Source organism: Brucella sp. IR068 (genome assembly GCF_049065885.1).
In the GTDB taxonomy this organism is placed as follows: Bacteria; Pseudomonadota; Alphaproteobacteria; order Rhizobiales; family Rhizobiaceae; genus Brucella; species Brucella intermedia.
The window spans coordinates 51,150-77,454 of sequence record NZ_JBAKHE010000004.1; the positions used below are offsets into that span (position 1 = coordinate 51,150).

Consider the following 26,305-nt stretch of genomic DNA (forward strand, 5'->3'; position numbering starts at 1 on the left):
GGGAACCTTGAACTCAGAATTCTATGCGGTCGCGGAAAGCGACAATATCGCGAAACAGCGGCGTGTCGTAGTCTGCGGGGATCGGGCTCTCGCCCGTCACCCATTTGAGAAGATCGCGGTCGAGCACTTCGAGAATATGCTCGAACTCATCAAGCTGCGGATCGGTGAAGCCCACAATATACGCGTCCGCATATTGTCCAAGGATCAGATCCATCTCGCGCATACCGCGATGCCACGCGCGAAACAGAAGCTTGCGGCGCCGTACATCCAGATTTTCCGTCGCCAATGTGCTGCCAGTCATCCTTGGTAAGCTCCAGTCAGTTCCAAATTGCTGCTGGTATATAGCATCTGCGCCGCAAACGGGAACCCGTTTATCCAACAGGAACAAAAAGAGCACAGAAAGATTGCACGCCGCCCTTGCACGGCAGCCAGAAGCAGTTAATGCTCCCGCCATGCGTCCATCCGTTCTCGACCCATTTTTCGCCTCCGTTCGTTCGCTTTCAGGCATTGGCCCGAAGGTCGCCGCCCTGCTTGGCAAACTGCTCGGCACCGACATACCGGGCGCGGAGCCGAAAGTCGGCCAGCTTCTGTTTCTGGCGCCGCATAGCGTGATCGACCGGCGCAACCGCCCCGGCATCGTTAACGCGCCTGAAGGCGCAATCGTCACGCTGGAAGTAACGGTAGACCAGCACCAGCCAGCGCCGCCCGGACGCGGCAATGTTCCGCATCGCGTCTTCGCGCATGACGATACCGGCGAAATCGCGCTGACCTTCTTCCATGCACAATTGCCATGGTTGCAAAAAATGCTGCCCGAAGGCGAGACCGTCATCGTGTCTGGGAAGGTGGAATGGTTCAACGGCCGCGCCTCCATGGTCCATCCGGACTACATTGCGAGCCTGGAAGATGCGGCCAATTTGCCGATGGTCGAGCCGGTTTACCCGCTGACGGCTGGCCTGTCGCCGAAGACGCTGGCGCGCGCCGTCAAGGAAGCTTTGAGCCGTGTTCCAACAATGCCGGAATGGGTCGACGCTCCCCTGCTGGCGCGGGAGCGCTTTACCAGTTTCCAGCAATCGCTCAATACGCTTCATCTGCCGGAAGACCCCTCCGATATTGGGCTTGAAAGTATTTCGCGACGCAGGCTCGCCTATGACGAGTTTCTCGCCGGACAACTGGCGCTCGCCCTTGTTCGCGCCAAGACCCGACGTCTTTCCGGTCGCCCATTGGAAGGAACAGGACGCATCGTCGCCGAAATCATGCGCCACCTGCCCTATCGCTTGACGAAGGGGCAGGATCAGGCCGTTCGCGAGATCATCACAGACCTCAAATCGCCTGAACGCATGTTGCGGCTTTTGCAGGGTGATGTCGGCTCGGGCAAGACGGTGGTGGGGCTGCTTTCCATGGCGCATGCCGCTGAATCCGGTGGTCAATCCGCGCTGATGGCGCCAACGGAAGTTCTCGCCCGCCAGCATTTTGCGACTATTGCGCCGCTTGCGGAGAAAGCGGGATTGAAGGCCGCGCTCCTGACCGGCCGTGAAAAAGGACGCGACCGGAATGCAGTGCTTGAAGGATTGAAAAGCGGCGAGATCGATATTGTGATCGGCACGCACGCGCTTTTTCAGGAAAAGGTCGAGTACCACGACCTCGTCCTGGTCATCATTGATGAACAGCATCGCTTCGGCGTGCATCAGCGCCTGATGCTGACGGCCAAGGGTTCGGCACCGGATATGCTGGTCATGACAGCGACCCCCATTCCGCGCACCCTTGTGCTTACCGCCTTTGGCGATATGGACGTTTCGAAACTGACCGAGAAGCCAGCCGGACGCCAGCCGATCACAACGGCTATCGTGCCGATGGAGCGCATGGGCGAACTTGTCGAGCGCATCCGAAAGGCTGTCGGAGAAGGACAGAAAATCTACTGGATCTGCCCGCTGGTCGAAGAATCCGAAGTCGTTGAACTGACATCAGCGGAAGAACGCTTTGAAAGCCTCAAACCCGTCTTTGGAGACCGCATCGGCCTTATCCATGGCCGCATGAACGGTGCTGAAAAAGACGAGGCCATGCGGGCGTTCAAACAGGGCGAAACCCGTGTTCTGGTTGCCACCACAGTGATCGAAGTCGGCGTGGATGTGCCCGATGCCACGATCATCGTCATCGAGCATGCAGAACGGTTCGGTCTGTCGCAATTGCATCAGCTGCGCGGGCGTGTGGGGCGCGGCGACAAACCTTCGACCTGCCTGCTGCTTTACAAGGGGCCGCTCGGTGAAATCGCGCAAGCCCGGCTGAAAGTGATGCGTGAGACGGAAGACGGTTTTCGCATCGCCGAGGAAGACTTGAAACTGCGTGGCGAAGGTGAACTGCTTGGCACGCGGCAGTCCGGAACGCCGGGTTTCCGCCTGGCTTCCATCGAAGCGCATGGCGATCTTCTGGAAATCGCCCGCAAGGACGCGCGTTACATTCTGACGAGCGATCCAGACCTGGAATCCGAACGCGGACAGGCGCTGCGGATATTGCTCTATCTCTTTGGGCGTGACGAAGCGATCAGGCTCCTGCGGGCGGGATAATAATCTCGCCCCTTAGCCTGAGGTGCGGAGCGAAGCGATGCCTCACCCTTCGAGACGGTGCTGCGCACCTCCTCAGGATGAGGCATTGGGGAGTGAAATCACCTTCAACGCTTTATAAAAGCCGTAACAGCTGCTTTTCCCGATTACTCGACAGTCACCGACTTCGCCAGATTGCGCGGCTGGTCGACATCGGTGCCCATCAGAACAGCGGTGTGATAGGCCAGCATCTGGATCGGCAGCGCATAGACAAGCGGAGTGATGAATTCCGGAACGTCCGGCAGAACGATGGTTGCCATCGTGTCGATGCTGGCAGCTTCTGCGCCTTTTTTGTCGGTGATAAGAATGATCCGACCCCCGCGCGCCGCCACTTCCTGCATGTTGGAAACGGTCTTCTCAAAAAGGCGATCCGACGGCGCGATGACGATTACCGGCATGGTTTCATCGATCAGCGCAATTGGGCCGTGCTTCAACTCACCGGCGGCGTAGCCTTCGGCGTGGATATAGGAAATTTCCTTGAGCTTCAGCGCGCCTTCCATGGCAAGCGGGAAGGAAGTGCCGCGACCGAGATAAAGCACATGATTGACCTTGGCCAGTTCATGGCAGACTGCGGCGATCTGGTCTTCCAGCTTCAGAACCTGATTGATGAAACGCGGCGCTTCGGAAAGCTGGCGCACCAGTTCCTGTTCGCGCTTGTCATCGATTGCGCCACGCGATTTCGCAGCCGCGATAACAAGCGAGGCCATGGCCGAGAGCTGGCAGGTAAAGGCCTTGGTCGAGGCAACCCCGATTTCCGGCCCGGCAAGCGTCGGGAAAACGGCATCGGATTCACGCGCAATGGTCGAGCCCGTCACGTTGACGACAGCGGCGATTTTCAGCCCCTGCGATTTGCAGTAGCGCAGCGATGCCAGCGTATCAGCCGTTTCGCCGGACTGCGATACGAACATCGCCAGCGAATCTTTCGAAAGCGGCATTTCGCGATAACGGAATTCAGACGCGATATCGCTATCGACCGGCAGGCGCGCAATCTGCTCGAACCAGTATTTGCCGACGGACGCAGCATAATAAGCCGTGCCGCAGGCAGATATCGTCAGGCGGTCGATCTTGCTGAAATCGATGCCGATTGCTTCCTGACGCACCTTGCCGGTGGTGAAGTCGAGATAGTTCGCCAGCGTGTGAGAGATCACTTCCGGCTGCTCGAACATCTCTTTCTGCATGAAGTGACGATGATTGCCCTTGGAGACAAGCATGTTAGCCGTCTGCGTCTTCTGGATCGGCCGCTCGACTTCGCTGTTGTTCTCGTCGTAAACGGTCACACCCTTGCGCGTCAGAACGGCCCAATCGCCATCTTCGAGATAGGCGATGGTATCCGTGAAAGGCGAAAGGGCGATGGCATCCGAACCGAGGAACATTTCACCTTCGCCATAACCGACGGCAAGCGGCGGCCCCTGGCGAGCGCCGATCAAAAGCTCTTCGTCGCCCTCGAACAGGAAAGCAAGCGCGAAAGCGCCATGCAGCATCGGCAGGCTGTCGCGGACAGCCTCGACCGGAGACTTGCCCTTTGCCAGTTCGCGGGTCACAAGATGCGCGACAGCTTCAGTGTCGGTTTCGGTCTGGAACTTGTAGCCTTCCGCCTCAAGCATGGCGCGAAGTTCGGCGAAATTCTCGATGATGCCGTTATGAACAACCGCAAGGCGCTCGGTGATGTGCGGATGGGCGTTACGCTCCACAGGCTTGCCGTGCGTCGCCCAGCGGGTATGGCCAATACCGATGACACCAGGAAGCGGTTCTCCAGCCAGTCGCTTCTCCAGATTGACCAGCTTGCCTTCGGCACGGCGGCGATCGAGCTTGCCGTTCTGCAAGGTGGCGATACCGGCAGAATCGTAGCCGCGATATTCAAGCCGCTTCAGTGCATCCACGAGAAGCGGAGCGACTTCGTTATTTCCGATAATGCCGATAATTCCACACATGGGCTGCTCCAGATCCGACGTCGAGACGTAATGTTTCGCGGTTTAAAGATTCTAACGCAGAACGGCAACCCAATGGATTGCCGCTCACTTAAGCTATTGGACGATTTATTTCGCCGCGGTTTTAGCCGCTTTGATGGCGGCATACTTCTCTCGCAGGATTTTCCCCCGGCCTTCCTTCGTTTCCTGCCGGGCACGACCGAAGGCCAGCGCATCGGCAGGAACATTGTCGGTAATCGTGCTGCCCGATGCGATATAGGCATTGTCGCCGATTTCTACCGGCGCAACCAGAGAACTGTTCGAGCCGACGAACGCGTTTTCGCCGATCACCGTCTTGTACTTGTTGTACCCGTCGTAATTGCAGGTGATGGTGCCCGCGCCGATATTGCTCGATGCGCCGACTATCGCGTCGCCGATATAGGTCAGGTGATTGATTTTCGCGCCTTTATGCAAGGTGGCATTCTTCACTTCGCAGAAATTGCCGACCTTGGTCTTTTCTCCCAGATTTGCACCGGGGCGCAGGCGGGCAAACGGCCCGATCTCTGCCTTGGGACCGACCTCCGCACCTTCCAGATGCGAGAAGGAATGTATCAAGGCTCCCGACGCAACATGCACATGCGGGCCGAAGAATACATTCGGCTCAACAATAACGTCGGCCTCGATCAGCGTGTCATGCGAGAAGAACACGGTTCCGGGCGCAATAAGCGTCACGCCTGCCAGCATCATCTCGCGGCGCTTGCGATCCTGCCAGATGGCTTCGGCTTCAGCCAGTTCGACACGATTGTTGATGCCGATGACATTATCGACCGGCACTTCGATGGCCGTCACATTCATGTCCCTGCCATGGGCGATGGCGACAATATCGGTCAGATAATATTCGCCCTTGGCGTTGTTATTATCGACGGCATCCAGAAGCGCCAGAGCATGTTGGCCACGGACAGCCATCAGCCCGCCATTGCAGAAACCGATCTGCTTCTGCGCTTCGCTTGCTTCCTTTTCTTCAACGATGGCGACAAGCTTGTCGCCCTCTTCGATCAGACGGCCATAGCCGTGCGGATTCTCCGGGCGGAAACCGATAACGACAACGTCTGCGCCTCCGGCCAGCCGCTCGCGGGCCTTTTGCAGGGATTGTGCCTCGATCAGCGGCGTATCACCAAAAACGATAAGCAGATCATCATAACCGCGTTCGATTGCCTCGCGCGCGGCCAGAACTGCATGCGCTGTACCGAGACGTTCCTTCTGCTCGAAGGCCGAGACAGGCCCTGCATTCTTTTCCACCGCCGCGCGCACTTCGTCGGCGCCGCGCCCCACGACCAGCGCAACATCGCTTTTGCCGGTGCCCTGAACGGCCTTGACCACGTGCGAAACCAGCGGCAATCCCGCCACCTGATGCAACACTTTGGGCAGGCTGGATTTCATGCGTGTGCCTTCGCCAGCAGCTAGCACGATGGAAAGGCAGGTACGGTCTGTCATTGTGTCGTCCAGAAAATTGAGATGATCTTCGCTCATAACATCAAAGCGTCTATGAAAACTTACGCGCCAGTCTTCAGGAAAAGACCTTCGATTTGCCCAAGTGCAGGAAAGGTTTCAAGCATCCAGTACGAGAATGATTGCATGCCGCCCGTCAGGAACAAAACTCCTGCTACCACCAAAAGCGCGCCCATCGCTTTCTCCACCTTGCCCAGATGCACCCGGAAACGCGAAAGAAACCGCATGAATGCGCCGGAAAAAAGGGCGGCGATCAAAAAAGGAATGCCAAGGCCAAGCGAATAGGTTGCCAGCAACAGCGCACCCTCGCCCACCGTGCTGCTACCGCCCGCAAGCGTCAGGATCGGCCCAAGAACTGGCCCGATGCATGGCGTCCAGCCAAATGCAAATGCCAGCCCCATGACATAGGCTCCGAGCGGCGACGCCGGAGCGTTGCGGGCCTGGAACCGGGCTTCGCGAGACAGGAACGACAGGCGCAGGACGCCGAGGAAGTTCAATCCCATCAATATGATGACCACGCCCGCGACGATTGCAATTTCCTGCTGCCAGGCGCGCAGGAAGGCGCCAATCGAAGAGGCGCCAGCGCCAAGCGCCACAAAAACAGTGGTAAAACCGAGAACAAAGCAAATTGCGGCAAACGCCAGCGAACGGCGCGCCGAAGGCGCTGCTGCAACGGTTGTCGCCTTCTCTGCACGGAAATCCTCGACGCTCACGCCAGCCATATAGCACAGATAAGGCGGCACAAGCGGAAGAACGCAGGGTGACAGAAAAGACAACGCACCGGCTCCGGCAGCGGTCATGTATGAAATATCGAGCACCAAGACCTCTTTCAATTCATCAAATCACTTGCAGCCTGACCCAACCGCAGGCTTATATAGACCAACTTCTGCTCTACTTTGAATATTTTCAATGCGGCATCTCGCTCGAACACAAGTTCGCCCTAAATCGAGATCATTGCGCAATTTATATATGTTGCTCCAACCGGACGATGTTCCTATGAGCCTTATTGATGATGACGAAGTGCCTTCCATGCCATCCGAAACGTCAGCAAGACATCATGGCTGGTTCACCCGCTACCAACATTTTCTGTTTCCGATAGCCGGTATCGCCATTGCGTTGCTTGCAATCTATGTGCTGGAGAATCTTCTCCAGCATACATCGCGCACGGAAACGCTCGCCGCACTGCATAATATATCGTGGGCAACGCTTGCGCTGGCAGTGTTTTTCACGGCTCTGAGCTATGCCGCTGTCGCACTTTACGATGTCGTGGCCGTCGATACGATCGCGCCAAACCAGATACCGCGCCGCCTTGCAGCCGTTGCAGGCGCCGCTGGCTACGCGATTTCCAACGCGCTTGGCTTTTCCCTGCTGACCGGCGGTGCCCTGCGTTATCGCATCTATGCCGCGGAGGGCGTGAGTCTTGCTGACATCGGCAAGATCGTCGGCACGTCATGGTTCGCGATCTGGTTCGCGCTGATCATAATGGTGGGCGCCGCTCTTCTCATCGATCCACGGGATGTTCCCTGGCTCTCTGCCATCGATTCCCGCATCGATATCGTTGCCGGCATCGCTATTCTGGGCGGTATCGGCTGGCTGATCTACTGGCTGTCGCATGGGCAGCGCAGTTTCACGATAGGCTCATTCAGCCTGCGCCTGCCCAACTCAAAGGGAGCGCTGCTCCAGATATTTGCCGGGCTCGTGGATGTGGGCGCCGCAGCGGCTACGCTCTATGTCCTCATGCCCGCCGATGCTGTGCCTAGCTTCGCCGTTTTCGCACTCGTCTATGTGATCGCCATCGTGCTGGGCATTGCCAGCCATGCGCCCGGCGGCCTCGGCGCCTTTGAAGCGACAATTATTGCAGGTCTCGGCCTTGGCGGAAAACCGGATGCGATTGCGGCGCTTCTCGCCTACCGGCTTATCTATACGATTATGCCGCTTGTCGTGGCGACCGCAGGCATTCTCATATGGGAGATCATGCGCCGCCGCCATATGCTCGGCAAGCAGGCACGCTTCGCCAAGCGGCTGGTCGAGCCGCTCGTCCCCGGTCTGTCTGCCAGCATCATCTTTCTGGGCGGGATCATGCTTCTCGTTTCCGGGGCCACGCCGGACCTTCGCTACCGCGTCGAAGTGCTCTCCGACATCGTTCCGGAATCCTTCATGGAAATGTCGCACCTCGCCGCCAGTCTGGTCGGCGTGGCGCTGCTCATCGTTGCTCGCGGTCTCTCAAAGAGGCTTGCGCGAGCATGGGTGGCTGCGCAAATCCTGCTTCTCTGCGGCGCGGCCTTTTCTCTGGCAAAAGGTCTCGACTGGGAAGAAGCCATTACTCTCTGTCTTTTCGCTTTCACACTGTGGGGGTTCCGGGATTCGTTCTATCGCCGCCCTATTTCGGGGCCGTTTGACCTGAGCTGGAACTGGATCGCGACCGTCGGCACAACTGTGCTCGTTTCCACATGGCTTGGATTTTTCGTTTATCGCCACGTGGAATATTCCAACACGCTCTGGTGGGATTTCGCCTGGAACGGCAATGCCCCACGCTTCCTGCGGGCAACCGTGTTGGTCTTTGCCGTGGTCGCCGCAGTTGGCCTTTACTCCATCATCAACCGGAACGGTCATCGCAGGCGAAAGGTGGATTATTCAATACCCCCCGCCGTGCCCGCCCTCGTCGCCCAATGGCCGCACACGGATGCCGCCCTGGCGCTGCTTGGCGACAAGCAATTTCTTCTGGCCCCCGACAACAGCTCCTTCATCATGTATTCCCAGTCCGGGGGCAGTCTGATCGCGCTTGGCGAACCCATCGGTAATGAACAAACCGGCAAAGAGCTTGCATGGTCCTTTCACGGGCTGGCCGACAAGCTTGCCCTGCGCACCGTATTTTACGGTGTTGGTCCGCAAAGCCTGCCCCTGTTTCTGGATATGGGCCTTGTCGCCCTGAAACTCGGTGAAGTCGCCCGCGTTGATCTCGCCGAATTCTCGCTGGAAGGACCGCGTCGCCAGCCGTTCCGCTATGCCGACAGAAAGATCGACAAGGATGGACTGACGTTTGAAATCATTCCGTCCGCCGATGTGCCTCCGCTCATCCCACGCCTGCAGGAGATTTCGGATGCCTGGCTGGATTTCAAGTCGGGCAGCGAGAAAGGGTTTTCGCTCGGATATTTCGATGAAGAATATATGAAACGCTTTGACGTTGCAGTGCTGAAACGCGACGGAGAAATCGTGGCTTTTGCCAACATATGGCGCGGCGCGGACAAATATGAAATCACTGTCGACCTCATGCGCTACATGCCGAATGTGCATAAGCTCCTTATGGACGCGCTTTTCGCGAAGCTGCTGATGGCCGGCAAGGAAGAAGGCTACAAGTGGTTCAACCTGGGCGCCGCCCCGCTATCGGGCCTGAGCGGCAGCAGGCTGGCCTCCCGTTGGAACCGCTTCGGCTCGTTCATCTACAAGCGCGGCGCCGATCTCTATCACTTTGGCGGATTGAAAGCCTTCAAGGAAAAATTCGATCCTGTCTGGACGCCGCATTACATGGTTTGCCCGGGCGGCCTTGAGACGCCGCGCGCCCTTCTCGATGCCACGACCCTCATCAATGGCAGCCCACTGGAGTTCATCCGCAAATGACGAAAAGACGCGTTCTCTTTATTGTGCTCGGATTGGCGCTGGTGGCAGCAGCGGGCGTGTACGGCACAATGCATACTGGTAAAATCGCGCGGCTCTGGACAAAAGTCATCGATTCCGACGAGCCGGTTATCCATGCCAGTGCCGAAAGACTGTCCAACATTCCTGTCTATATGCCAGAGAACGATCCTGTCGGACTTGCCATCCTGCTGAGTGATGACGGCGGCATAGGCGACCGGGAAAAACAATTCATGGATGCCATGCTTGCCCGGAATATGATCGTTCTGCCGGTCGAGCTTGGTCCGTGGCGCGCGGCGCTCGATAAGGAGGGCGGCGAATGCAACTATCTGGACTCCGATTTCGAAGCCATCGCCAAGGAAGCCTTGCGCGGGCTGGATCTCGGGGTCTATTTTCACCCCGTCCTGACGGGTGTCGGACAAGGCGCGACCATCGCTTATGCGGCGGCCTCGGATTCTCCGGATGCAACGATTGCAGGCGCTGTCGCGCTTGATCCGGTTCCTGCCAGGACCCGTCTTCCTTCTTGCACGGAAAAAGCCGCAGCAACCAAGGCCCCGGATGGAGGCTTCACCTATGGGTTCAATGTGGCAATTCCCGCCCCTGCCCTGGTGATCGGGCCGGCCGGATCACCGACGAATAATCCCGTTACTGCCCGGCAGGAAAATTTAGCCGTGCTTCAATCTGCTCCTGCATTTCCGGCAAGACTCAAAATGGCTGTCGACAATGTCGTGGCCATGGCGGATCAGGACGCCAAGAACGAAGCCCTGCCGATCGTCGACCTTCCTGCGAAGGACGGAAAGGCCGATATGATTGCGGTCTTCTATTCCGGTGATGGTGGCTGGCGCGACCTCGACAAATCCATCGGCGAGTGGCTGCAGGCACACGGCGTCCACGTGATCGGCGTGGATTCGCTACGCTATTTCTGGTCGGAACGCACGCCGGAGGAAATCGCCAACGACACGACGGCGATGATCAAAAAAGCTGATCCGACAAATAAATTGCCGGTAGCTGTTCTCGGCTATTCGTTTGGCGCTGATACATTTCCGTTTGCCTGGAAATACCTGCCTGCGGCCATACAGGACCGGACGAAAATGATCGGCCTTCTCGGGGTCGAAACGACGACCACATTTCAGGTTTCGATTGAAGGCTGGCTCGGAATGGATGGTGACAAGGACGTCATTCCGGCCATTTCGACAATCCCGCTCGACCGGGTCGTCTGTGTCTATGGACAGGAAGAAGAGGATACCGCCTGCACTGCTCCGGAACTGAAGGGCATGGAAGTCATGAAACTGGCTGGCGGCCACCATTTCGATGAAAATTATGAGCCGATTGCCGCCAGCCTTCTGGAAAAGATGCGCAGCCGTGCCGGATTGCCGCCGCGACCAGCCAGTTGATAGGCCGCCGACAGGTCATCGCCAGAGATCAGGTATAAAAAATCGCCCAACCGCAAATCGGGGATCAAACGGTGACATCTAAGTATTTGAATGTGTTGGTGAGCGCGCAGGGATTCGAACCCTGGACCTACTGATTAAAAGTCAGTTGCTCTACCGGCTGAGCTACGCGCTCCCTGTTGGAGCAAATCGCCCCCGGAAGTGCGGCGGAACATAAGGGTGGCTTACGGATTGGTCAACACCATAAAGTCAGGTTTCTCCAACATAAATTCAAAAAAATAACAGGTCAGGGATACTCTATCTCGCGCAACAGCTTCCAGATGCCGGTAAATAGGTCATTTTCACGTTTTTCTGAGGGCTTAGCAGCTTCAACAGAACAGCGATTCTGAACCGTATGGTGATAGAACGACGACTGCCGGGCCTTCCGGGCCGGACCTTGCCGCGTGGCCATGCTACAGCTAGGGTCGGGACCTGTTAATTTGTTGGAAGTGGCGCCTGAAATGACAAGAGCTGCTGGAGCGGCGAAGGGCGACTACATCCAAACAGCCAGCCTCGTGCCATTTTCACCAAATTAACAGGTTCTGCCCTAGCTTCATCGGAATGAACTAACGGCACGGTATTTCATGTCTCTGACCACCAAGGCATTCTTCCATTTCCGGCGCTCCTTATCCGGCGTTGGCATAGCGCTAGGCACCCTGTTTTTTGCTGCGGCGCTCACGCCGAGCCTCGTTCCACGCACCTACGTCATGCAGGGCATTCTCGGTGGCGTCGCGTTCGGATCAGGTTATGGCATTGGCGTGCTATGGCGCTGGCTCTGGCATTACCTGGAATTGCCCGAACCCCAAGACCGCCTGCGCAGCAGAGCCAATCTTGCCGTCGGCGTGGTCTGTCTCGCGGTGGCTGTCGTAGCCCTTTATTTTGCGGCAAGCTGGCAGAATTCGGTTCGAGCCGTCATGGACATGGAACCGGTGCCCAGCGCCTATCCGATGAGCGTTTCGGCTTTGGCAGTACTGACATTCCTCATTCTGTTGGTACTTGTTCGCCTTCTCATCCGGCTAGGGCGATTCGTCTCCGGGAAAGTGCAACTCGTCATGCCTCGCCGGGTAGCCAACGTCCTCGGCGTCACGATTACCGTGATCCTTGTCTGGACGATTGCCAACGGGCTGCTCATCCAGTCCGCGTTCAGGGTTCTGGATCGTTCCTTTCGCGAGTACGACGCTCTGATCGAGCCGGATCGCCCACAACCGACGGCACCGGGCAAAACCGGCAGTGCTGCCTCGCTTTTGCATTGGAACGAACTTGGGCGGGCTGGACGCGAATTTGTCTCCTCGGGCCCTGCCGCTTCCGACATCACGGCGATGACCGGAGAAAGGGCAATCGACCCCATACGGGTCTATGCGGGTCTGCAAGTCGCCGACACGCCGGAACAACGCGCGGAGCTTGCACTGGAAGAGCTGAAGCGGCAACGCGGCTTTGACCGTTCGGTAATGGTCGTCATCACGCCCACCGGAACAGGATGGGTTGACCCTGCAGCAATGGACGGTCTTGAGTTTCTGCACCATGGTGATGTGGCCAGCGTCGCCGTGCAGTATTCCTATCTTTCCAGCCCATTGTCGCTGCTCTTTCAGCCCGAATATGGAGCGGAAGCATCGCGGGCGTTGTTCATCGCCGTCTACAACTACTGGAAAAACCTGCCGCGGGACAGCCGACCTCGCCTGTATCTTTATGGCTTGAGCCTCGGTGCGATGAACTCGGAAATTTCGTCCGAGCTTTTCGAAATGCTTGATGACCCCATCAACGGCGCGCTATGGAGCGGCCCTCCTTTCCCCAGCCGCGACTGGAAAGCCATGACCAGACGGCGAAATCCGGGAACGCCGGAATGGTTGCCGGTGTTCAGGGACGGCTCCTTTGCGCGTTTCATGAACCAGTATGGTGAAGCCCCGGGAAATGGAACGCGGTGGGGCCCAATGCGTGTGGTTTATCTGCAATATGCCAGCGACCCGGTCACTTTCTTCGACACGCTGTCCTTCTACCGCCAGCCTGATTGGATGCAGGCACCGCGCGGGCCCGATGTGTCACCCGATCTGCGATGGTATCCGGTGGTAACCATGCTTCAACTCGCCCTCGACATGGCCTTTGGAACGGCCACACCGATCGGGCACGGGCATGTATATGCTCCTGAGCACTATGTCGACGCGTGGCTGGAAGTTACCGGCGTAACTGGCTGGGATGCGCACAATATCGCAAGGCTCAAGCAGTATCTGCGCCAGAAAATGGATGGGACAAACATCGAGGGCTATGAACAGCGCGGCGGATAAGAGCGCATCCCGAAAGGCGTGAAACCCATTCAACAGGATGCGCGCCCCACCGGATAGTCGGAGCCCCGCTGTTCTTTATTCACCGGTCAGTAATCGGGCGATTTCTGCGGCGTCTGGGAACTGTTCAGATTCAGCATCGGAATCGCTCCGTTGGGCAGCATTGTGGTCGGCAGTTGACCATCCCATTTCTCGGCCTGCGTCAATGCAACGAGACCCGGATTGTCGCGAAGTGCATCGCCACGCGCCTTGATGGCGGTTGCCTCCGCCTCGCCCTTCAGCCTGATCGCGTCAGCCTCGGCTTCCGCCTGAAGACGAACGGCATCCGCCTGCGCCTCTGCTTCGGCGCGGCGAGCATCTGCCTGCGCTTTTGCCTGCGTCACGGTGATTTCAGCCTGCACCTTTTCGCGCTCTGCATTCTGACGAAGCCGCTGCACTTCAACTTCGGCCAACATGCGCTGTTCGATGGACTGCTCATAAGAGTCCGAAAAGTCGATATTCTCGATCTGCACCGTGTCGATGATAACCGGACCGCGCACACTGTTCTGAATGGCCTGCGCAATTTCCTGATTGAGACGGCTTCGTTCCTGAATAGCCTCCACGGCATTGAATTTGCCGAAAACCGTCTTGCTTTCCTCGAAAACGCGCCGCTCTACAAGGCGGGACAGGAGCCCGTCTTCACCGCCATAGGTCGCGTAGACTTCTTCCACGCGGTCTGGCGGAATGCGATAGTTGACCGACAGGTTCATCGTGGCTGGTTGCTGGTCGCGGCTATAGGCTTCCATGCTGTTATAGATCGCAGCTTTGGATTGCACCGATATTCGTACGATAGAATCGATCACCGGAATTTTGAAACCGAGGCCGGGTTGTGCAACGCCGGAAACAGCACCGTAGCGCAAAACAACGCCACGCTCGCCTTCATCAATCGTGTACCAGGAACCAAGTACTACGCTCAATATACCGAGTAAAATTACACCGGCTATTGCTTTGGGTAAAATCGCGCGCATCCTGTCTCCTTTGGCGCTCTGTTGTAACAGAGGGGAACCGAAAGCTTTTCAACAAGCGCGCTGCCGGAACTCACCCCGACCGCCTTTTAGGGTGCACCGCCGTGAATGACAATTACTGGTGGTACAGATGATGAAGCTAGTCCACAAAAACAAAGCCGCCCTTGAAGGGCGGCTTCATTGTGTTCAGCAGTTTTCAACTATCAATATGGCGAATAACACTGCTGGCGGGGGCCGTTATACGGCTGAAAAGTATTATCCGAGGCCCTATATGAGCGATAACGATTATAGCACCACTGTACATGTGAATTGCTGTAACCATAAGCCGGTGCGCGATAGACTGGCGGGGGCGGTGGCGGCGGAGCGGCAATCGCACCACCGATGATTGCACCGGCGCCGAACGCAGCGAGCGGATACCACCAACCGTCATTATGCCGGCGATAGCCGTGGCGATAATAGCGGTCACCGCGATAACCATTCCAGTAACCCGGCCCCGGGCGGTATGGCCGGCCATGCCAGCCCGGACGAGGCCCCGGCCGATAGCCGCCCCAGTGCCCATGGCCCGGTCCGCGACGCCAGCGGTCATCCCGAACCTGTTGAACATGCTCGTTGCTCGCCGCAGGCGCAGTTGGCATGACGGGCGCAGCCGAGACCGGGACTATCGCGCCGATCAAAAAGCTCGCACCGACAAGGCCGACCATCATCTTTTTGAAGGTGTTCATCCTGTGCTTCTCCATTTCAATGATGCCATCATTGCCGTCTGTTTATGAATGTCCGCTGAACGTTGCGGGGAAAATCTGCCGGCTCCCTGTTTTCTCCCCGCAACGCGGCATGTTTCATGCGGCTTCTAACGGAGGAGACGACAATTGGTTCTCGCTATTCCATTATTTTCGTTAGCAAATTGCGAGACAATCGGATAACTTGCGTGAAGTAGGGCAGCTTGTAAGCGTTTTCAGGGAGTGGGGTTTGCATTGGCAACAAAAGCAGGGCCGTCCGTAAAAATTTTGGGAACATCTTTTTCCCAGGAAGCGGATCCTTTCACGGCGGCAGTTCAACTGACGCCCATGCCGATGCTCATCACCAATCCCCGCCTGCCCGATAACCCCATCGTCTTTGCCAACAAGGCCTTCCAGAACCTGACAGGCTATGAAGCCGATGAAATCATTGGGAAGAATTGCCGTTTCCTGCAAGGCCCCGGCACGGACCCGAAACATGTCGAGATGATCCGCGCGGCAATCGAAACGGAACAGTCGATCGATATCGATATTCTCAATTACAAGAAGTCAGGCGAACCATTCTGGAACCGGCTTCACATCTCCCCTGTCAAGACCGAAGCAGGCGAACTCCATCACTTCGTTTCATCACAGCTCGATGTGACCCTGGAACTCGGCAAGCTGGTCGAGCTGGAAAAAGAACGCGAAACGCTTTCGCTTGAAAAAGAGCGCAGCAACGATCAGCTGCAATATATCATCGAAGTGGCGAATGTTGGCTTCTGGACGCGGGATTATCATACGGGCGAAATCAGCTGTTCATCGGAATACAGGCGTATTTTCGGGCTGACGCCGGATGAGCCGGTCAACTATGACAAGATCATCGAAATGGTGGTGCTGGAAGACCGGATTGCACTGATCCAGCGGTCGCAGGAATCTTTCGCGACCGGCAAGTCTTTCCGGATGGAATATCGCATCACGAACAGGCTGGGTCAGGTGCGCTGGGTTGAAACCCGAGCCAAGGCACTGACGGGCAAGTCACCGACGCTTCTGGGTATCGTCATCGACGTCACGGAGCGCAAGAAAGCCGAAGCTGACAAGGCTTTGGTCACCCGCGAAATTTCACATCGGTTCAAGAACTCGATGGCGATGGTGCAATCCATCGCCAACCAGACCTTGCGGAACGCCACCGATCCGCAGACCGCGAACGAGTTGTTCAGCGAGCGGCTGCGCGCACTTAGCCAGGCCCACGACATGCTGCTGCGTGAGGACTGGACGGGCACCACGATCAACCAGATCTGCGACACCGCGCTTGCCCCTTTCAACAGCACGTTCGGTCATCGAATCCGTACCCATGGTCCGGCACTGGTGGTGAGCGACCGGGTAACCGTCTCCCTTTCACTGGGCCTGTATGAACTGGCAACCAACGCGGTGAAATACGGCGCGCTGTCCAACGAAAGCGGCACCGTCCAATTCGACTGGAATGTCGTTCAAAGGCAGGGCGAGCAGAAACTTCATATGCGCTGGATCGAAAGCGGCGGACCTCCAGTCGAACGTCCTGCCCGGCGAGGCTTTGGCCAGCGGCTGCTCTACTCCGTTCTCGCAGGCGAGTTGAAGGCAAAATGCGATATCGACTTCGCGCCGGGCGGACTGGTAATTGATGTCCTCGCTCCCATGACAGCGGATGTGTTTCCGCAACTCGAGGGCATTTCACGTTCGCAGGCTGAGTCCGTCTGATGAAAAAGAGCAGCGAAAACGCTGCTCTTTTCTTCTTTAGTTGTGCGGGCCGCGACGGCGCGGCTCGATATATACGCGGTCACGATGACGGTGGCGATCATGGCGCCAGCGAGCACGGTCGCGTTCGCGATAATAGCGGGGTGAATGACGATCCCACCCGCGACGGTCATCGCGCCAGCGGCGATCCCAGACGCAGCGACCGCTTCGCGTACGAACCGCACCACGAGGGCAGCGAGAATCAACCTGAATGGCAGAACCAGCGCCATGGGCACCGACAGCCGGTAGTGCGGCCGGAGCAACAGGCGTGGCCGCTTCAGCAACAGCAGTTAGCGCGAAAAGCGCGAGAGCCGCAGAAACCAACTTGAATTTCATTCCATTTTCCTTTTCAGAGCTGTCCAGAATTGGAATATCTTGCCCACAAATACCTAGGTCAGACAGGCGAGTGGTAAAGTCACTTAATCTTACGGCGAGCTATCAATCTCGACCCCGCCCCATCAAACGGGACGCCGCACACCACCTGCAATTTTGCTGGGGTATTTTTAAGAGAATCTGGATATCAGAAGCCAATTGAATTCGCATGCTATCCCTTGAAGCAAGGGAAGAGCTGCAGAATCTCCAATCCGCAAAGCCGATCCTGCGCCGGTTCACGTCCGGTAGCGGGCGGAGCTTTGCGGCTGTCGCAAGGAGCAGGAACATGGATCATTCGGCCTCTAAAATCGGCGCCATAAGGGGCGAGAAAACCGGTCTGGTTACGACCCAGATCGAATGGATCGAACTGGTCGGCGGCTTGCCGGAGCAAGATTCGCTCTTCCTTCGCGACCTGATCGGGCGGCACCGTGAGCAGTTCGTTGGTGTGTTCTATGATCGTCTGATGAGCAATCGTGATGCGGCAACTTTTCTGTCCCAGAAAATGGTCCAGGAGCGCCTGCACAACTCGCTGAGCGATTGGCTCCTGAAAATGTTCGAGAGAACCGCCGGCGATGTTGACGCATTCATCCGTGAGCAGCGCAAGGTCGGCGAAGTCCACGCCCGCATCGACGTACCGATCCATGTCGTCATGCAGGGCGCGCGCCTGCTCAAGAACGAGATCGTCCGTCAGCTGAAGCTGGAAGTTGCCACACGCGAGGGTCTGGCGCGTCTGATCGTGCATGTCAGCAATGCAATCGACATTGCGATTGAAATCATGAGCCAGTCCTTCGTGAAAGACGCGCGCGAAAGCGCCCAGACCGACGAAGCCTATCGGGCCTTTACGCTGAGCCATGATTTTCCGCTTGAGCGAGAATCGCAACGTGCCGCACTCATGGAATGGAGCCAGTCGCTCCTTTTCAATCTCTATGGCAATCCCGACAGCCCGCTTCACACGCTGGCCAGCTCGGACTTCGGATTATGGTTGCAGCATAAGGCCGATCTCATGTTCTCCAATTCCTCGACGCTGGAAAATATCCGCCGGAATGTAGAACATATAGACAATGTGCTCCTTCCGGCCATCAACGGCGCCCGCAAAGATAACCCGACTGAACTCGCTGCCTCCCTGTCACTGTTCCAGACAAAGATCGGGGAAGTGAAGTTTCTGCTATCCGAACTTTTTCAGGCGGCTGCGGCCATGGAAACGGGCCGCGATCCTCTGACCCGCGCGCTCAATCGTCGTTTCATGCCCTCGATCCTGACCCGCGAAGTGCGCATGGCGTCCCAAAAGGCAATGGATTTAAGCGTTCTGATGATCGATATCGATCACTTCAAGAACATCAATGACACCTACGGGCACAGCAGTGGCGATGCGGTTCTTCAGCAGGTGGCCGAAACGATCCTTTCGCTCTGCCGCCCAAGCGATTTCGTGTTCCGCTATGGCGGCGAGGAATTTCTGGTCGCGCTTGTCGAAGCCGACGAGGACAAGGCATTTGCAATCGGCGAGGAACTGCGCAGACAGATAGCCCAACAACCTATGAACCTACCCGATGGCGCGCGTCAGTCTGTCACCCTGTCCATCGGTGTTGCGGCATTCAATGGTCATCCGGATTACAGCCACCTCGTGAACGCTGCTGACCGGGCGCTCTATCGCGCCAAGCAAGCCGGTCGCAATCGCTGTGAAAAGGAAGTACCGCTCGCGATTGATTGATTGCAGAGGCATTTTGACATCTGGCGATTACGCTGCAAAACCGCCATATGCTCCCATCATGACGAATAGCTCCGTTTCCCCCGTTTCCGATATTGCCTCACCAAAGCCGCGCGAGCGCAACGCGCTGGAGACGCGTTTTCTGCCGCAACAGGCAGATGCACCGCCGGTGGACTGGGTTGTCGCAGACGGGCTGACGGACTACGAGGAAGCACTTGCCTTCATGGAAGCGCGTGTGCAGGCCATTCGGGAAGGCACCGCTAACGAACTCGTATGGCTGGTCGAACATCCTTCGCTTTACACGGCAGGAACAAGCGCCAATGCAAGCGACCTGCTGGCGCCCGACAGCCTGCCCGTGTTCAACACGGGGCGCGGCGGGGAATATACCTATCACGGGCCAGGCCAGCGTGTTGCCTATGTGATGCTGGACCTGAAACGCCGCCGCGAGGATGTGCGTGCCTTCGTGACGGCGCTCGAACAATGGATCATCGAGAGCCTGGCCGAGTTCAACATCAAAGGCGAACGGCGTGAGGATCGCGTTGGCGTATGGGTAACGCGGCCTGAAAAGCCCCGCCTGGCCAATGGCGGCATGTGCGAAGACAAGATCGCGGCTATCGGCATCCGTCTGCGGCGCTGGGTGAGCTTCCACGGCATAGCCATCAATGTCGAACCGGATCTCAACCATTATTCCGGCATCGTGCCTTGCGGCATCTCCGAACATGGCGTTACCAGCCTTGTCGATCTGGGCTTGCCGGTGACGATGGGCGACATGGACGTCGCTTTGGGAAAGGCGTTCGAGACGGTATTCGGTCCGCGTCAGCTCAAATAGTTCTGCTCACGCCACTGCGTCGGCCTTCACCCGGCGCTCGCGCATGAAAACATAAAAACCCGATCCGACGATGATTGCGATACCGAGCCATTTCGATGGCGTCGGGAAATCGCCGAATACTATCAGGCCAACCAGAACCGCATTGACGATTTCAAGATACTGGAACGGCGCCAGCATGGATGCTGGTGCGAGCTTGAACGCCTGCACGACCATGAGGTGACTGACAGTGCCGATTGTTCCAAGAAGCAGCAGGAGCAGCCAGGGCTGGATGCCCTGCGGCAGCCCGAAACTCAGATCGCCAAGCCCCGCCGCAGTTCCATAGATCATGGCGAGCCCCGCAAACATCCAGCCGCCCACACCGGCATAAAACTGCATGACAAGCGGGCTTTCCTTCGCACCGTATTTGCGATTCAAAATGAGATAGATCGCAAAAGTTACGGCGGTCGCGAGCGGCAGAAGCGAGACCGCGCCGAAAATCTCGAAACTCGGCTGGATTACTATCATCGTCCCGATGAGACCGATACCGACAGCACTGAATCTTCTCCAGCCCACTTTCTCCTTCAGGAAAATGGCCGAAAACAGCGTCAGAATAAGAGGCTCGGCAAAGAAGACGGCCATCGCATCGGCCAGCGGCATATACTTGACTGCCGTAAAGAAGCAGAGCCCGCCAAACCCCATCAGCGCACCGCGAATGAGGTTGCCTGCCAGATGCTGCGTTCGCAACGCTGCAAAGCCGCCGACCATGAGCAGGATGAAGAACATCAGCCAGCACTGAACGAAGAAGCGCATGAAGGTCACGGTTGCCGGAGGCATATGGTCTGCCATGGCGAGCCACTTGCCGATGGCATCCATCAGCGGCAGCAGAAGCACCGAGAGCACCATGATCGCCATGCCTTTTACGTGCGCTTCCATGCCGCCTGTCGCGCTGCTCTGCATTTCAAACTCTCGGTATCTGGAATGTCCCCGCTATGGCTCTATGCGAACTGCCGCAGCGTTTCCATCCAATTTGACCGGAATTGCCCCGCTTGTTTGACTTTCGACCGCTTTCTGGTGCAAATCAGTTCCGTTCTGGACAAAACCCTTTGAAAAAGCCGTGCGCAAACGGAACGTAAGGCGAACTTTAGTCGCCTTTCGCGAGCGCGCGTGGCATCATTCAAGTGATTCGCGAACAGTATTTTCCGGTCTTTGGCGAGCAGGCTCGACAGCGGCCTCCTGAAATTCAGATAGAGAGCTTTTCGGAACAAATGGACGATAGCAACGATCTCTTCTCGAGAGTGGTCAACAATGCCCGGGCCCGAGAACAGGAACAGGGGCGACAGAGCGAAAAACCTGTGGCGCCGCAACCTGTTGCGCAGCCGGTGGCAGCGCCGTCGCTCTCTGTTCCAAAGCCGGTAACCGCCAAGGCGCCGCCTGCTTCATCGGCAGGCGATGACTATAATGCTTCGTCCATCCGTGTTCTGGAGGGTCTGGAACCCGTACGCCTGCGCCCCGGCATGTATATTGGCGGCACGGACGAAAAGGCGCTGCATCACCTCTTCGCCGAAGTCATCGACAACTCGATGGACGAGGCGGTGGCGGGACACGCCAATTTCATCGAAGTCAGTTTCGACGCCGACGGATTTGTCACCGTTTCGGACAATGGGCGCGGCATTCCAGTGGACGAACATCCCCAGGTGCCGGGAAAATCCACGCTCGAAGTCATCATGACCAAGCTGCATGCTGGCGGCAAATTCGACGGCAAGGCTTATGAAACGTCAGGCGGCCTGCATGGCGTGGGTGTTTCGGTGGTGAATGCCCTTTCGGACGTGCTTGAAGTGGAAGTGGCGCGCAATCGCCGTCTTTATCGGCAGCGTTTCTCGCGCGGTATTCCGCAGGGCGGACTGGAAGATGTCGGCGAAGTGCATAACCGTCGCGGCACCCGTGTCCGTTTCCACCCGGACCCTGATATCTTCGGGAAAACGGCGCAGTTCGATCCGCATCGTCTCTATCGCATGGCGCGCTCGAAGGCCTATCTGTTCGGCGGGGTTGAAATCCGCTGGAACTGCGATCCTTCCCTCCTCGACCCGAAGAAGGAAACGCCGGAGAAGGCGGTGTTCCACTTCCCCGGCGGCCTGAAAGACTATCTCGAGGCATCGCTTGGCAAGGAACATCAGGTCACGCGCGAGGTTTTCGCAGGCAAGACCGAAAAGCAGGGTGGCCACGGCGCGGTTGAATGGGCCGTTTCATGGTTTGGCGGCGACGGTTTCGTCCATTCCTATTGCAACACCATCCCAACCGGCGATGGCGGCACCCATGAGGCAGGCTTGCGCATTGCGCTGACACGCGGCCTGAAAGCCTATGCGGAACTGACCAACAATAAACGCGCCTCGATCATCACCACTGACGACGTGATGGTGTCGGCGGCGGGAATGCTGTCGGTCTTCATCCGCGAGCCGGAATTTGTCGGCCAGACCAAGGACAAGCTTGCCACCGTCGAAGCGCAGCGCATCGTGGAAAATGCAATCCGTGATCCGTTCGATCACTGGCTGACGGCTTCTCCGCAGGAGGCGTCCCGCCTCCTGGAATGGGTGATCGACCGCGCGGATGAGCGTTTGCGCCGCCGTCAGGAAAAGGAAACTGTCCGCAAAAGCGCGACGCGCAAGCTGCGCCTGCCGGGCAAGCTCGCCGATTGCACCCAGAACGCGGCCGCCGGGGCGGAACTGTTCATCGTCGAAGGTGACTCGGCAGGCGGTTCGGCCAAGCAGGCACGCAATCGCGCCAACCAGGCCATTTTGCCGTTGCGCGGCAAGATTCTGAACGTTGCCAGCGCAGGACGCGAGAAGCTGACGGCGAACCAGCAGATTGCAGATCTCATTCAGGCTCTTGGTTGCGGCACACGCAAGAACTATCGGGAAGACGATCTGCGCTATGATCGCGTCATCGTCATGACCGATGCTGACGTCGACGGTGCGCATATTGCATCCCTGCTCATCACATTCTTCTATCAGGAAATGCCGGACCTGATCCGCAACGGCCACCTCTATCTGGCAGTGCCTCCGCTTTTCCGCTTGAGCCAGGGCGGAAAGGTCGCCTATGCGCGTGATGAAGCGCATAAGGATGAGCTTCTGCGCACCATGTTTACCGGACGGGGCAAGGTGGAAATAGGCCGTTTCAAAGGCCTTGGCGAAATGCGCGCCGAACAGCTCAAGGAAACGACCATGGACCCTAAGAAGCGAACGCTTTTGCGTGTCCAGGTGGACGAAGAATATGTCGATGAAACCCGCAACACGGTCGATGAACTGATGGGCACCAAGCCGGAAGCTCGTTTCCGTTTCATTCAGGACCGTGCGGCTTTTGTCGAAGAGTTGGATATTTAGAGCACGTTTCCAGAAAGCCTGAACTGCTCGCGTCCCATGAACGGCAACCCGCAAGCGCGATGCCGTTCATTCTCTTTTTCAATAAAACTGTTTAAGCCATTGTTAAAATGAAGCTTCAAGCTTTCACCTCGATGCCGAGCTTGGCTTCAATTTCCTCAATCGATTCCTTGACGAAGAATGTCTGGTCCGTGCTCAGCGTCACAATACGCGTGCCGGTTCCATAAGTATTGTAGCACAAAACATGATTGAAATTCACGGCGAGCTTCTCCCCGTTTACTTCCGTCAGCATGATCCACATCGCTTGCCCTCCTCCTAGTGTATTCACTCTCAAGAAGGATAGGCGCGACAGAACGTTCGGCAATGGTTGCGACAAGCTGGCTTCAAAGCTTTGCGCGCATTCTCACCTTTTCAACCTGTTTCCTGAAGCTTTCCGACCACTCCTCTCCCTGCCACTCGATCCGGAAACCAACCTTTTCATAAAGATAGATCGCGGGGAGATTATCCGCATGCGTCCCGATCACTGCTTCATCGAAGCCGTCGAACAGGAGTTGCGCCATCAGGGCATCAAGAAGCTGTCCGCCAATTCCCTGCCCGTGGCAGGGCGGATCGACCCATAGGTCGGAAATGTAATTGCTTCGCGGCACTCTCGCACCCCAGCCCGCAATAGTTCCGCCCTTTTCGGCAGTCAACACACCATCCGCATTCTCTTGAAGGTCGTGCAGGAATTTGGCTTCCAGCGCGTGCTGCCGATCAGCGGTAAGTTCCACGCCACGAGCCGCAATCCGCCACGCCCTGACTGCCAAGGCGGCCATAGAAGCAAATTCGCCGGGGAAGCCCCGGCGAATAAGAAGATCGGATTTTACCACCATTTTGCCGGAGTAAACCGTCCGGCTGCCTGTTCGATGGCGTGTGCCGCCTGGAACAGCGTCTCTTCCTCGAACGGGCGTCCGATGAGCTGAAGGCCAAGTGGCAGGCCGTGGTCATTGACGCCCGCAGGCACGGCAATGCCCGGCAGGCCGGCCATGTTGACAGTCACCGTGAAGATGTCATTGAGGTACATCTTTACCGGATCGTTGGCGAGATCCTCATCGGCTAGGCCAAAAGCAGCCGATGGCGTCGCTGGCGTCAGGATCGCGTGGACGCCCTTGGCGAATGCGTCCTCGAAGTCCTTCTTGATCAATGTCCGTACCTTCTGCGCACGCAGATAGTAGGCATCGTAATAGCCAGCCGAGAGAACGTAAGTGCCAATCATGATGCGGCGCTTAACTTCCTTGCCGAAGCCCGCCGCGCGGGTCTGTTCGTACATGTCGGCAATGTCCTTGCCTGGCACACGCAGACCATAACGCACACCGTCATAACGGGCGAGGTTCGAGGACGCCTCCGCAGGCGCGACTATATAATAGGCGGCCAGCGCATATTTCGTGTGCGGCAGCGAAATATCGACAATTTCCGCACCAGCATCCTTCAGATACTGAATGCCCTTCTGCCAGAGTTCCTCGATTTCGCCAGGCATGCCATCGACGCGATATTCCTTCGGAATGCCGATCTTCATGCCCTTGAGCGATTTGCCGAGGGCAGCTTCGTAATCCGGAACAGGCAGATCGACGGACGTGGTGTCCTTGAGATCAAGCGAAGCCATCGATTTCAGCAGGATAGCCGCATCGCGCACGTCGCGGGCGATCGGCCCGGCCTGATCGAGCGAGGATGCGAAGGCCACCGTGCCCCAACGCGACACGCGGCCATAAGTCGGCTTGATGCCAACCGTGCCGGTGAAAGCCGCTGGCTGACGGATCGAGCCGCCTGTGTCGGTTGCAGTCGCGCCAGCGCAAAGCTGCGCTGCAACCGCGGCAGCCGAACCGCCCGACGAACCACCCGGTACCAGGTCGGCATTGGAACCCTTGGCCCGCCATGGATTCTTGACCGCGCCATAATAGGACGTTTCGTTGGACGAGCCCATGGCGAATTCGTCCATATTGAGCTTGCCGAGCATAACCGCGCCATCCGACCACAAATTGGCGGTGACGGTCGATTCATATTCCGGCTTGAAACCGTCGAGAATGTGGGAGCAGGCCTGCGTATGCACACCCTTGGTCGCAAACAAGTCCTTCACGCCCAGCGGAATGCCTTCCAATGCGCCCGCCTCGCCCTTGGCGATGCGCTCATCCGAAGCCTTCGCCATCGAACGCGCCTGATCGTGTGTCACCTTCACGTAAGCGTTGATGGTGTCATTCGCAGAGTCGATAGCTGAAAGATAGGCGTCGGTCAGTTCGGTCGCTGTGATGGCTTTGGCCTTCAGCTTGTCGCGCGCCTCGGCAATGGTCAGTGCGGTCAGTTCGCTCATCGTCAAATCCTGTCAGTGCGCCTCAGTGAGACGCTTTTCAAAAAAGGCGCTGTATTCAGATTCGGAATAGTCCAGAACCACACCGCAGCGCGTAAAACCTGAATTCTCATAAAGTCGCCATGCCCCGGCAAAACCGGGACCAGTTCCCGTTTCGAGTACCAGACGGGTCACGCCCCTCGCCCTCGCCAGATCGACAATCGCATCGACCAGAACCGAGCCAACGCGCTTGCCGCGCACTTCCGGGAGGGTAAACATGCGCTTCACCTCGGCGATGCCATCTCCATGCATCTTCAAGGCACCGCAGCCGACAGCCTTGCCGTTTTCGTCGCGCGCTACAAAGACCGACGTATCCGGCCCCGCCATCTGCTCCACCGTCATCTTGAACTGGAATTCCAGCGGCGACAGCGGCAGGAGATGCGCATTCAGGCCGTCGACCAGCGCGCGCACATCGTCCTGCAAAGGGGTCTCGACTGAAACCCGAATGGCCATGACCTACTCCACGACCTTTGGGACGACGAAGAAATTGTCTTCCGTAACCGGTGCGTTGGCGACCACTGCGGCAGCAATGCCGCCATCGGTCACCTTGTCTTCGCGCATGCGCATGTCCATTGGCGTAACGGAAGTCATCGGCTCGATACCGTCGACATCGACTTCGTTCAATTGTTCGACAAAGCCCAGAATAGCATTGAGTTCGCCGGTCATGCGTTCGGCATCGTCGTCGCTGACAGCGATACGCGCCAGATGCGCGACGCGCTTGACGGTGGAAATATCGACGGACATCCTGTTCTCCGCAAATGCACTAACTTTGTACCCACGCACATCTTGTCCGAAAACCGCATTGCGTGTTCCGGGTTGTGCTTCAG

General features: G+C 57.4%; 21 protein-coding genes and 1 tRNA gene. 8 read left to right on the forward strand and 14 right to left on the reverse strand.

Annotation, left to right across the window (positions count from 1 at the left end; genetic code table 11):
* Positions 1–13: 13 nt before the first annotated feature.
* Entirely contained in the window at positions 14–301 is a 288-nt protein-coding gene (locus ACOWVS_RS08075; protein WP_006471374.1) for a succinate dehydrogenase assembly factor 2, read from the reverse strand.
* Between the two features lie 151 nt (positions 302–452).
* On the opposite strand from ACOWVS_RS08075, the gene recG reads away from it, so the two are divergent.
* Positions 453–2,561 carry an ATP-dependent DNA helicase RecG gene (gene recG / locus ACOWVS_RS08080; RefSeq protein WP_006471375.1) on the forward strand — a complete coding sequence of 703 codons (2,109 nt, stop codon included), beginning with the start codon at positions 453–455 and terminating at the stop codon, positions 2,559–2,561.
* 143 nt (positions 2,562–2,704) lie between these two features.
* On the opposite strand, the gene glmS is transcribed toward recG, so the two are convergent.
* The 3 genes from glmS to ACOWVS_RS08095 form a co-directional block, all read right to left on the reverse strand.
* The gene (gene glmS / locus ACOWVS_RS08085) at positions 2,705–4,528 is read right to left on the reverse strand and encodes a glutamine--fructose-6-phosphate transaminase (isomerizing) (RefSeq protein WP_006468912.1); all 1,824 of its coding nucleotides are present in this window, start codon (positions 4,526–4,528) and stop codon (positions 2,705–2,707) included.
* A gap of 105 nt (positions 4,529–4,633) precedes the next feature.
* Positions 4,634–5,998, reverse strand: coding sequence for a bifunctional UDP-N-acetylglucosamine diphosphorylase/glucosamine-1-phosphate N-acetyltransferase GlmU (glmU, locus tag ACOWVS_RS08090; protein WP_031346386.1), 1,365 nt, complete (start codon positions 5,996–5,998; stop codon positions 4,634–4,636).
* Positions 5,999–6,057: 59 nt separating this feature from the next.
* Complete coding sequence (locus tag ACOWVS_RS08095) at positions 6,058–6,831, reverse strand: cytochrome c biogenesis CcdA family protein (protein WP_025090207.1); 774 nt, start codon at positions 6,829–6,831, stop codon at positions 6,058–6,060.
* A 178-nt stretch (positions 6,832–7,009) separates the two neighbouring features.
* Here ACOWVS_RS08095 and mprF point away from each other — a divergent pair, with 178 nt between their 5' ends.
* Both mprF and ACOWVS_RS08105 read left to right on the forward strand, forming a co-directional pair.
* Positions 7,010–9,631, forward strand: coding sequence for a bifunctional lysylphosphatidylglycerol flippase/synthetase MprF (gene mprF, locus ACOWVS_RS08100; RefSeq protein ID WP_031346387.1), 2,622 nt, complete (start codon positions 7,010–7,012; stop codon positions 9,629–9,631).
* Positions 9,628–11,040 carry an AcvB/VirJ family lysyl-phosphatidylglycerol hydrolase gene (locus ACOWVS_RS08105; protein ID WP_021586020.1) on the forward strand — a complete coding sequence of 471 codons (1,413 nt, stop codon included), beginning with the start codon at positions 9,628–9,630 and terminating at the stop codon, positions 11,038–11,040. The genes mprF and ACOWVS_RS08105 overlap by 4 nt, the downstream gene beginning before the upstream one ends.
* 96 nt (positions 11,041–11,136) lie before the next feature.
* Here the strand turns inward: ACOWVS_RS08105 and ACOWVS_RS08110 are convergent.
* Positions 11,137–11,212: transfer RNA gene (locus ACOWVS_RS08110), tRNA-Lys, on the reverse strand.
* Between the two features lie 448 nt (positions 11,213–11,660).
* Here ACOWVS_RS08110 and ACOWVS_RS08115 point away from each other — a divergent pair.
* A complete protein-coding gene (locus ACOWVS_RS08115) occupies positions 11,661–13,355 on the forward strand; it encodes an alpha/beta hydrolase (RefSeq protein WP_075041899.1) in 1,695 nt (564 codons plus the stop codon).
* Positions 13,356–13,441: 86 nt separating this feature from the next.
* Here ACOWVS_RS08115 and ACOWVS_RS08120 read toward each other — a convergent pair whose 3' ends face one another.
* On the reverse strand, positions 13,442–14,359 hold the full coding sequence (locus tag ACOWVS_RS08120; protein ID WP_006468919.1) for a prohibitin family protein: 918 nt from the start codon (positions 14,357–14,359) through the stop codon (positions 13,442–13,444).
* 200 nt (positions 14,360–14,559) lie between these two features.
* A complete protein-coding gene (locus tag ACOWVS_RS08125; RefSeq protein WP_006471381.1) occupies positions 14,560–15,078 on the reverse strand; it encodes a BA14K family protein in 519 nt (172 codons plus the stop codon).
* A gap of 282 nt (positions 15,079–15,360) precedes the next feature.
* Between ACOWVS_RS08125 and ACOWVS_RS08130 the strand changes: the two genes are divergently transcribed.
* Entirely contained in the window at positions 15,361–16,803 is a 1,443-nt protein-coding gene (locus ACOWVS_RS08130; protein WP_036565014.1) for a PAS domain S-box protein, read from the forward strand.
* 36 nt (positions 16,804–16,839) lie between these two features.
* Here the strand turns inward: ACOWVS_RS08130 and ACOWVS_RS08135 are convergent, their stop codons facing one another.
* Complete coding sequence (locus tag ACOWVS_RS08135; protein WP_075041898.1) at positions 16,840–17,175, reverse strand: hypothetical protein; 336 nt, start codon at positions 17,173–17,175, stop codon at positions 16,840–16,842.
* A gap of 322 nt (positions 17,176–17,497) precedes the next feature.
* Here ACOWVS_RS08135 and ACOWVS_RS08140 point away from each other — a divergent pair, with 322 nt between their 5' ends.
* On the forward strand, positions 17,498–18,919 hold the full coding sequence (locus ACOWVS_RS08140) for a GGDEF domain-containing protein (RefSeq protein ID WP_006471384.1): 1,422 nt from the start codon (positions 17,498–17,500) through the stop codon (positions 18,917–18,919).
* A 58-nt stretch (positions 18,920–18,977) separates the two neighbouring features.
* Positions 18,978–19,745, forward strand: coding sequence for a lipoyl(octanoyl) transferase LipB (gene lipB, locus ACOWVS_RS08145; protein ID WP_050791023.1), 768 nt, complete (start codon positions 18,978–18,980; stop codon positions 19,743–19,745).
* 6 nt (positions 19,746–19,751) lie between these two features.
* On the opposite strand, the gene ACOWVS_RS08150 is transcribed toward lipB, so the two are convergent.
* On the reverse strand, positions 19,752–20,681 hold the full coding sequence (locus ACOWVS_RS08150; protein ID WP_006468924.1) for a DMT family transporter: 930 nt from the start codon (positions 20,679–20,681) through the stop codon (positions 19,752–19,754).
* A 308-nt stretch (positions 20,682–20,989) separates the two neighbouring features.
* Between ACOWVS_RS08150 and parE the strand changes: the two genes are divergently transcribed.
* Positions 20,990–23,101, forward strand: coding sequence for a DNA topoisomerase IV subunit B (parE, locus tag ACOWVS_RS08155; RefSeq protein ID WP_006471386.1), 2,112 nt, complete (start codon positions 20,990–20,992; stop codon positions 23,099–23,101).
* 115 nt (positions 23,102–23,216) lie between these two features.
* On the opposite strand, the gene ACOWVS_RS08160 is transcribed toward parE, so the two are convergent.
* The 5 genes from ACOWVS_RS08160 to gatC form a co-directional block, all read right to left on the reverse strand.
* Positions 23,217–23,399 carry a flagellar FlbD family protein gene (locus ACOWVS_RS08160; protein WP_075041897.1) on the reverse strand — a complete coding sequence of 61 codons (183 nt, stop codon included), beginning with the start codon at positions 23,397–23,399 and terminating at the stop codon, positions 23,217–23,219.
* A gap of 82 nt (positions 23,400–23,481) precedes the next feature.
* On the reverse strand, positions 23,482–23,913 hold the full coding sequence (locus ACOWVS_RS08165) for a GNAT family N-acetyltransferase (RefSeq protein WP_235691677.1): 432 nt from the start codon (positions 23,911–23,913) through the stop codon (positions 23,482–23,484).
* A 47-nt stretch (positions 23,914–23,960) separates the two neighbouring features.
* Positions 23,961–25,442, reverse strand: a complete 1,482-nt coding sequence (gene gatA / locus ACOWVS_RS08170; RefSeq protein WP_006471388.1) for an Asp-tRNA(Asn)/Glu-tRNA(Gln) amidotransferase subunit GatA — start codon at positions 25,440–25,442, stop codon at positions 23,961–23,963.
* Positions 25,443–25,454: 12 nt separating this feature from the next.
* Positions 25,455–25,931: a GNAT family N-acetyltransferase gene (locus ACOWVS_RS08175; protein ID WP_075041896.1), complete on the reverse strand. Its 477-nt coding sequence runs from the start codon at positions 25,929–25,931 to the stop codon at positions 25,455–25,457.
* A gap of 3 nt (positions 25,932–25,934) precedes the next feature.
* Complete coding sequence (gatC, locus tag ACOWVS_RS08180) at positions 25,935–26,222, reverse strand: Asp-tRNA(Asn)/Glu-tRNA(Gln) amidotransferase subunit GatC (protein ID WP_006471389.1); 288 nt, start codon at positions 26,220–26,222, stop codon at positions 25,935–25,937.
* Positions 26,223–26,305: the final 83 nt, after the last annotated feature.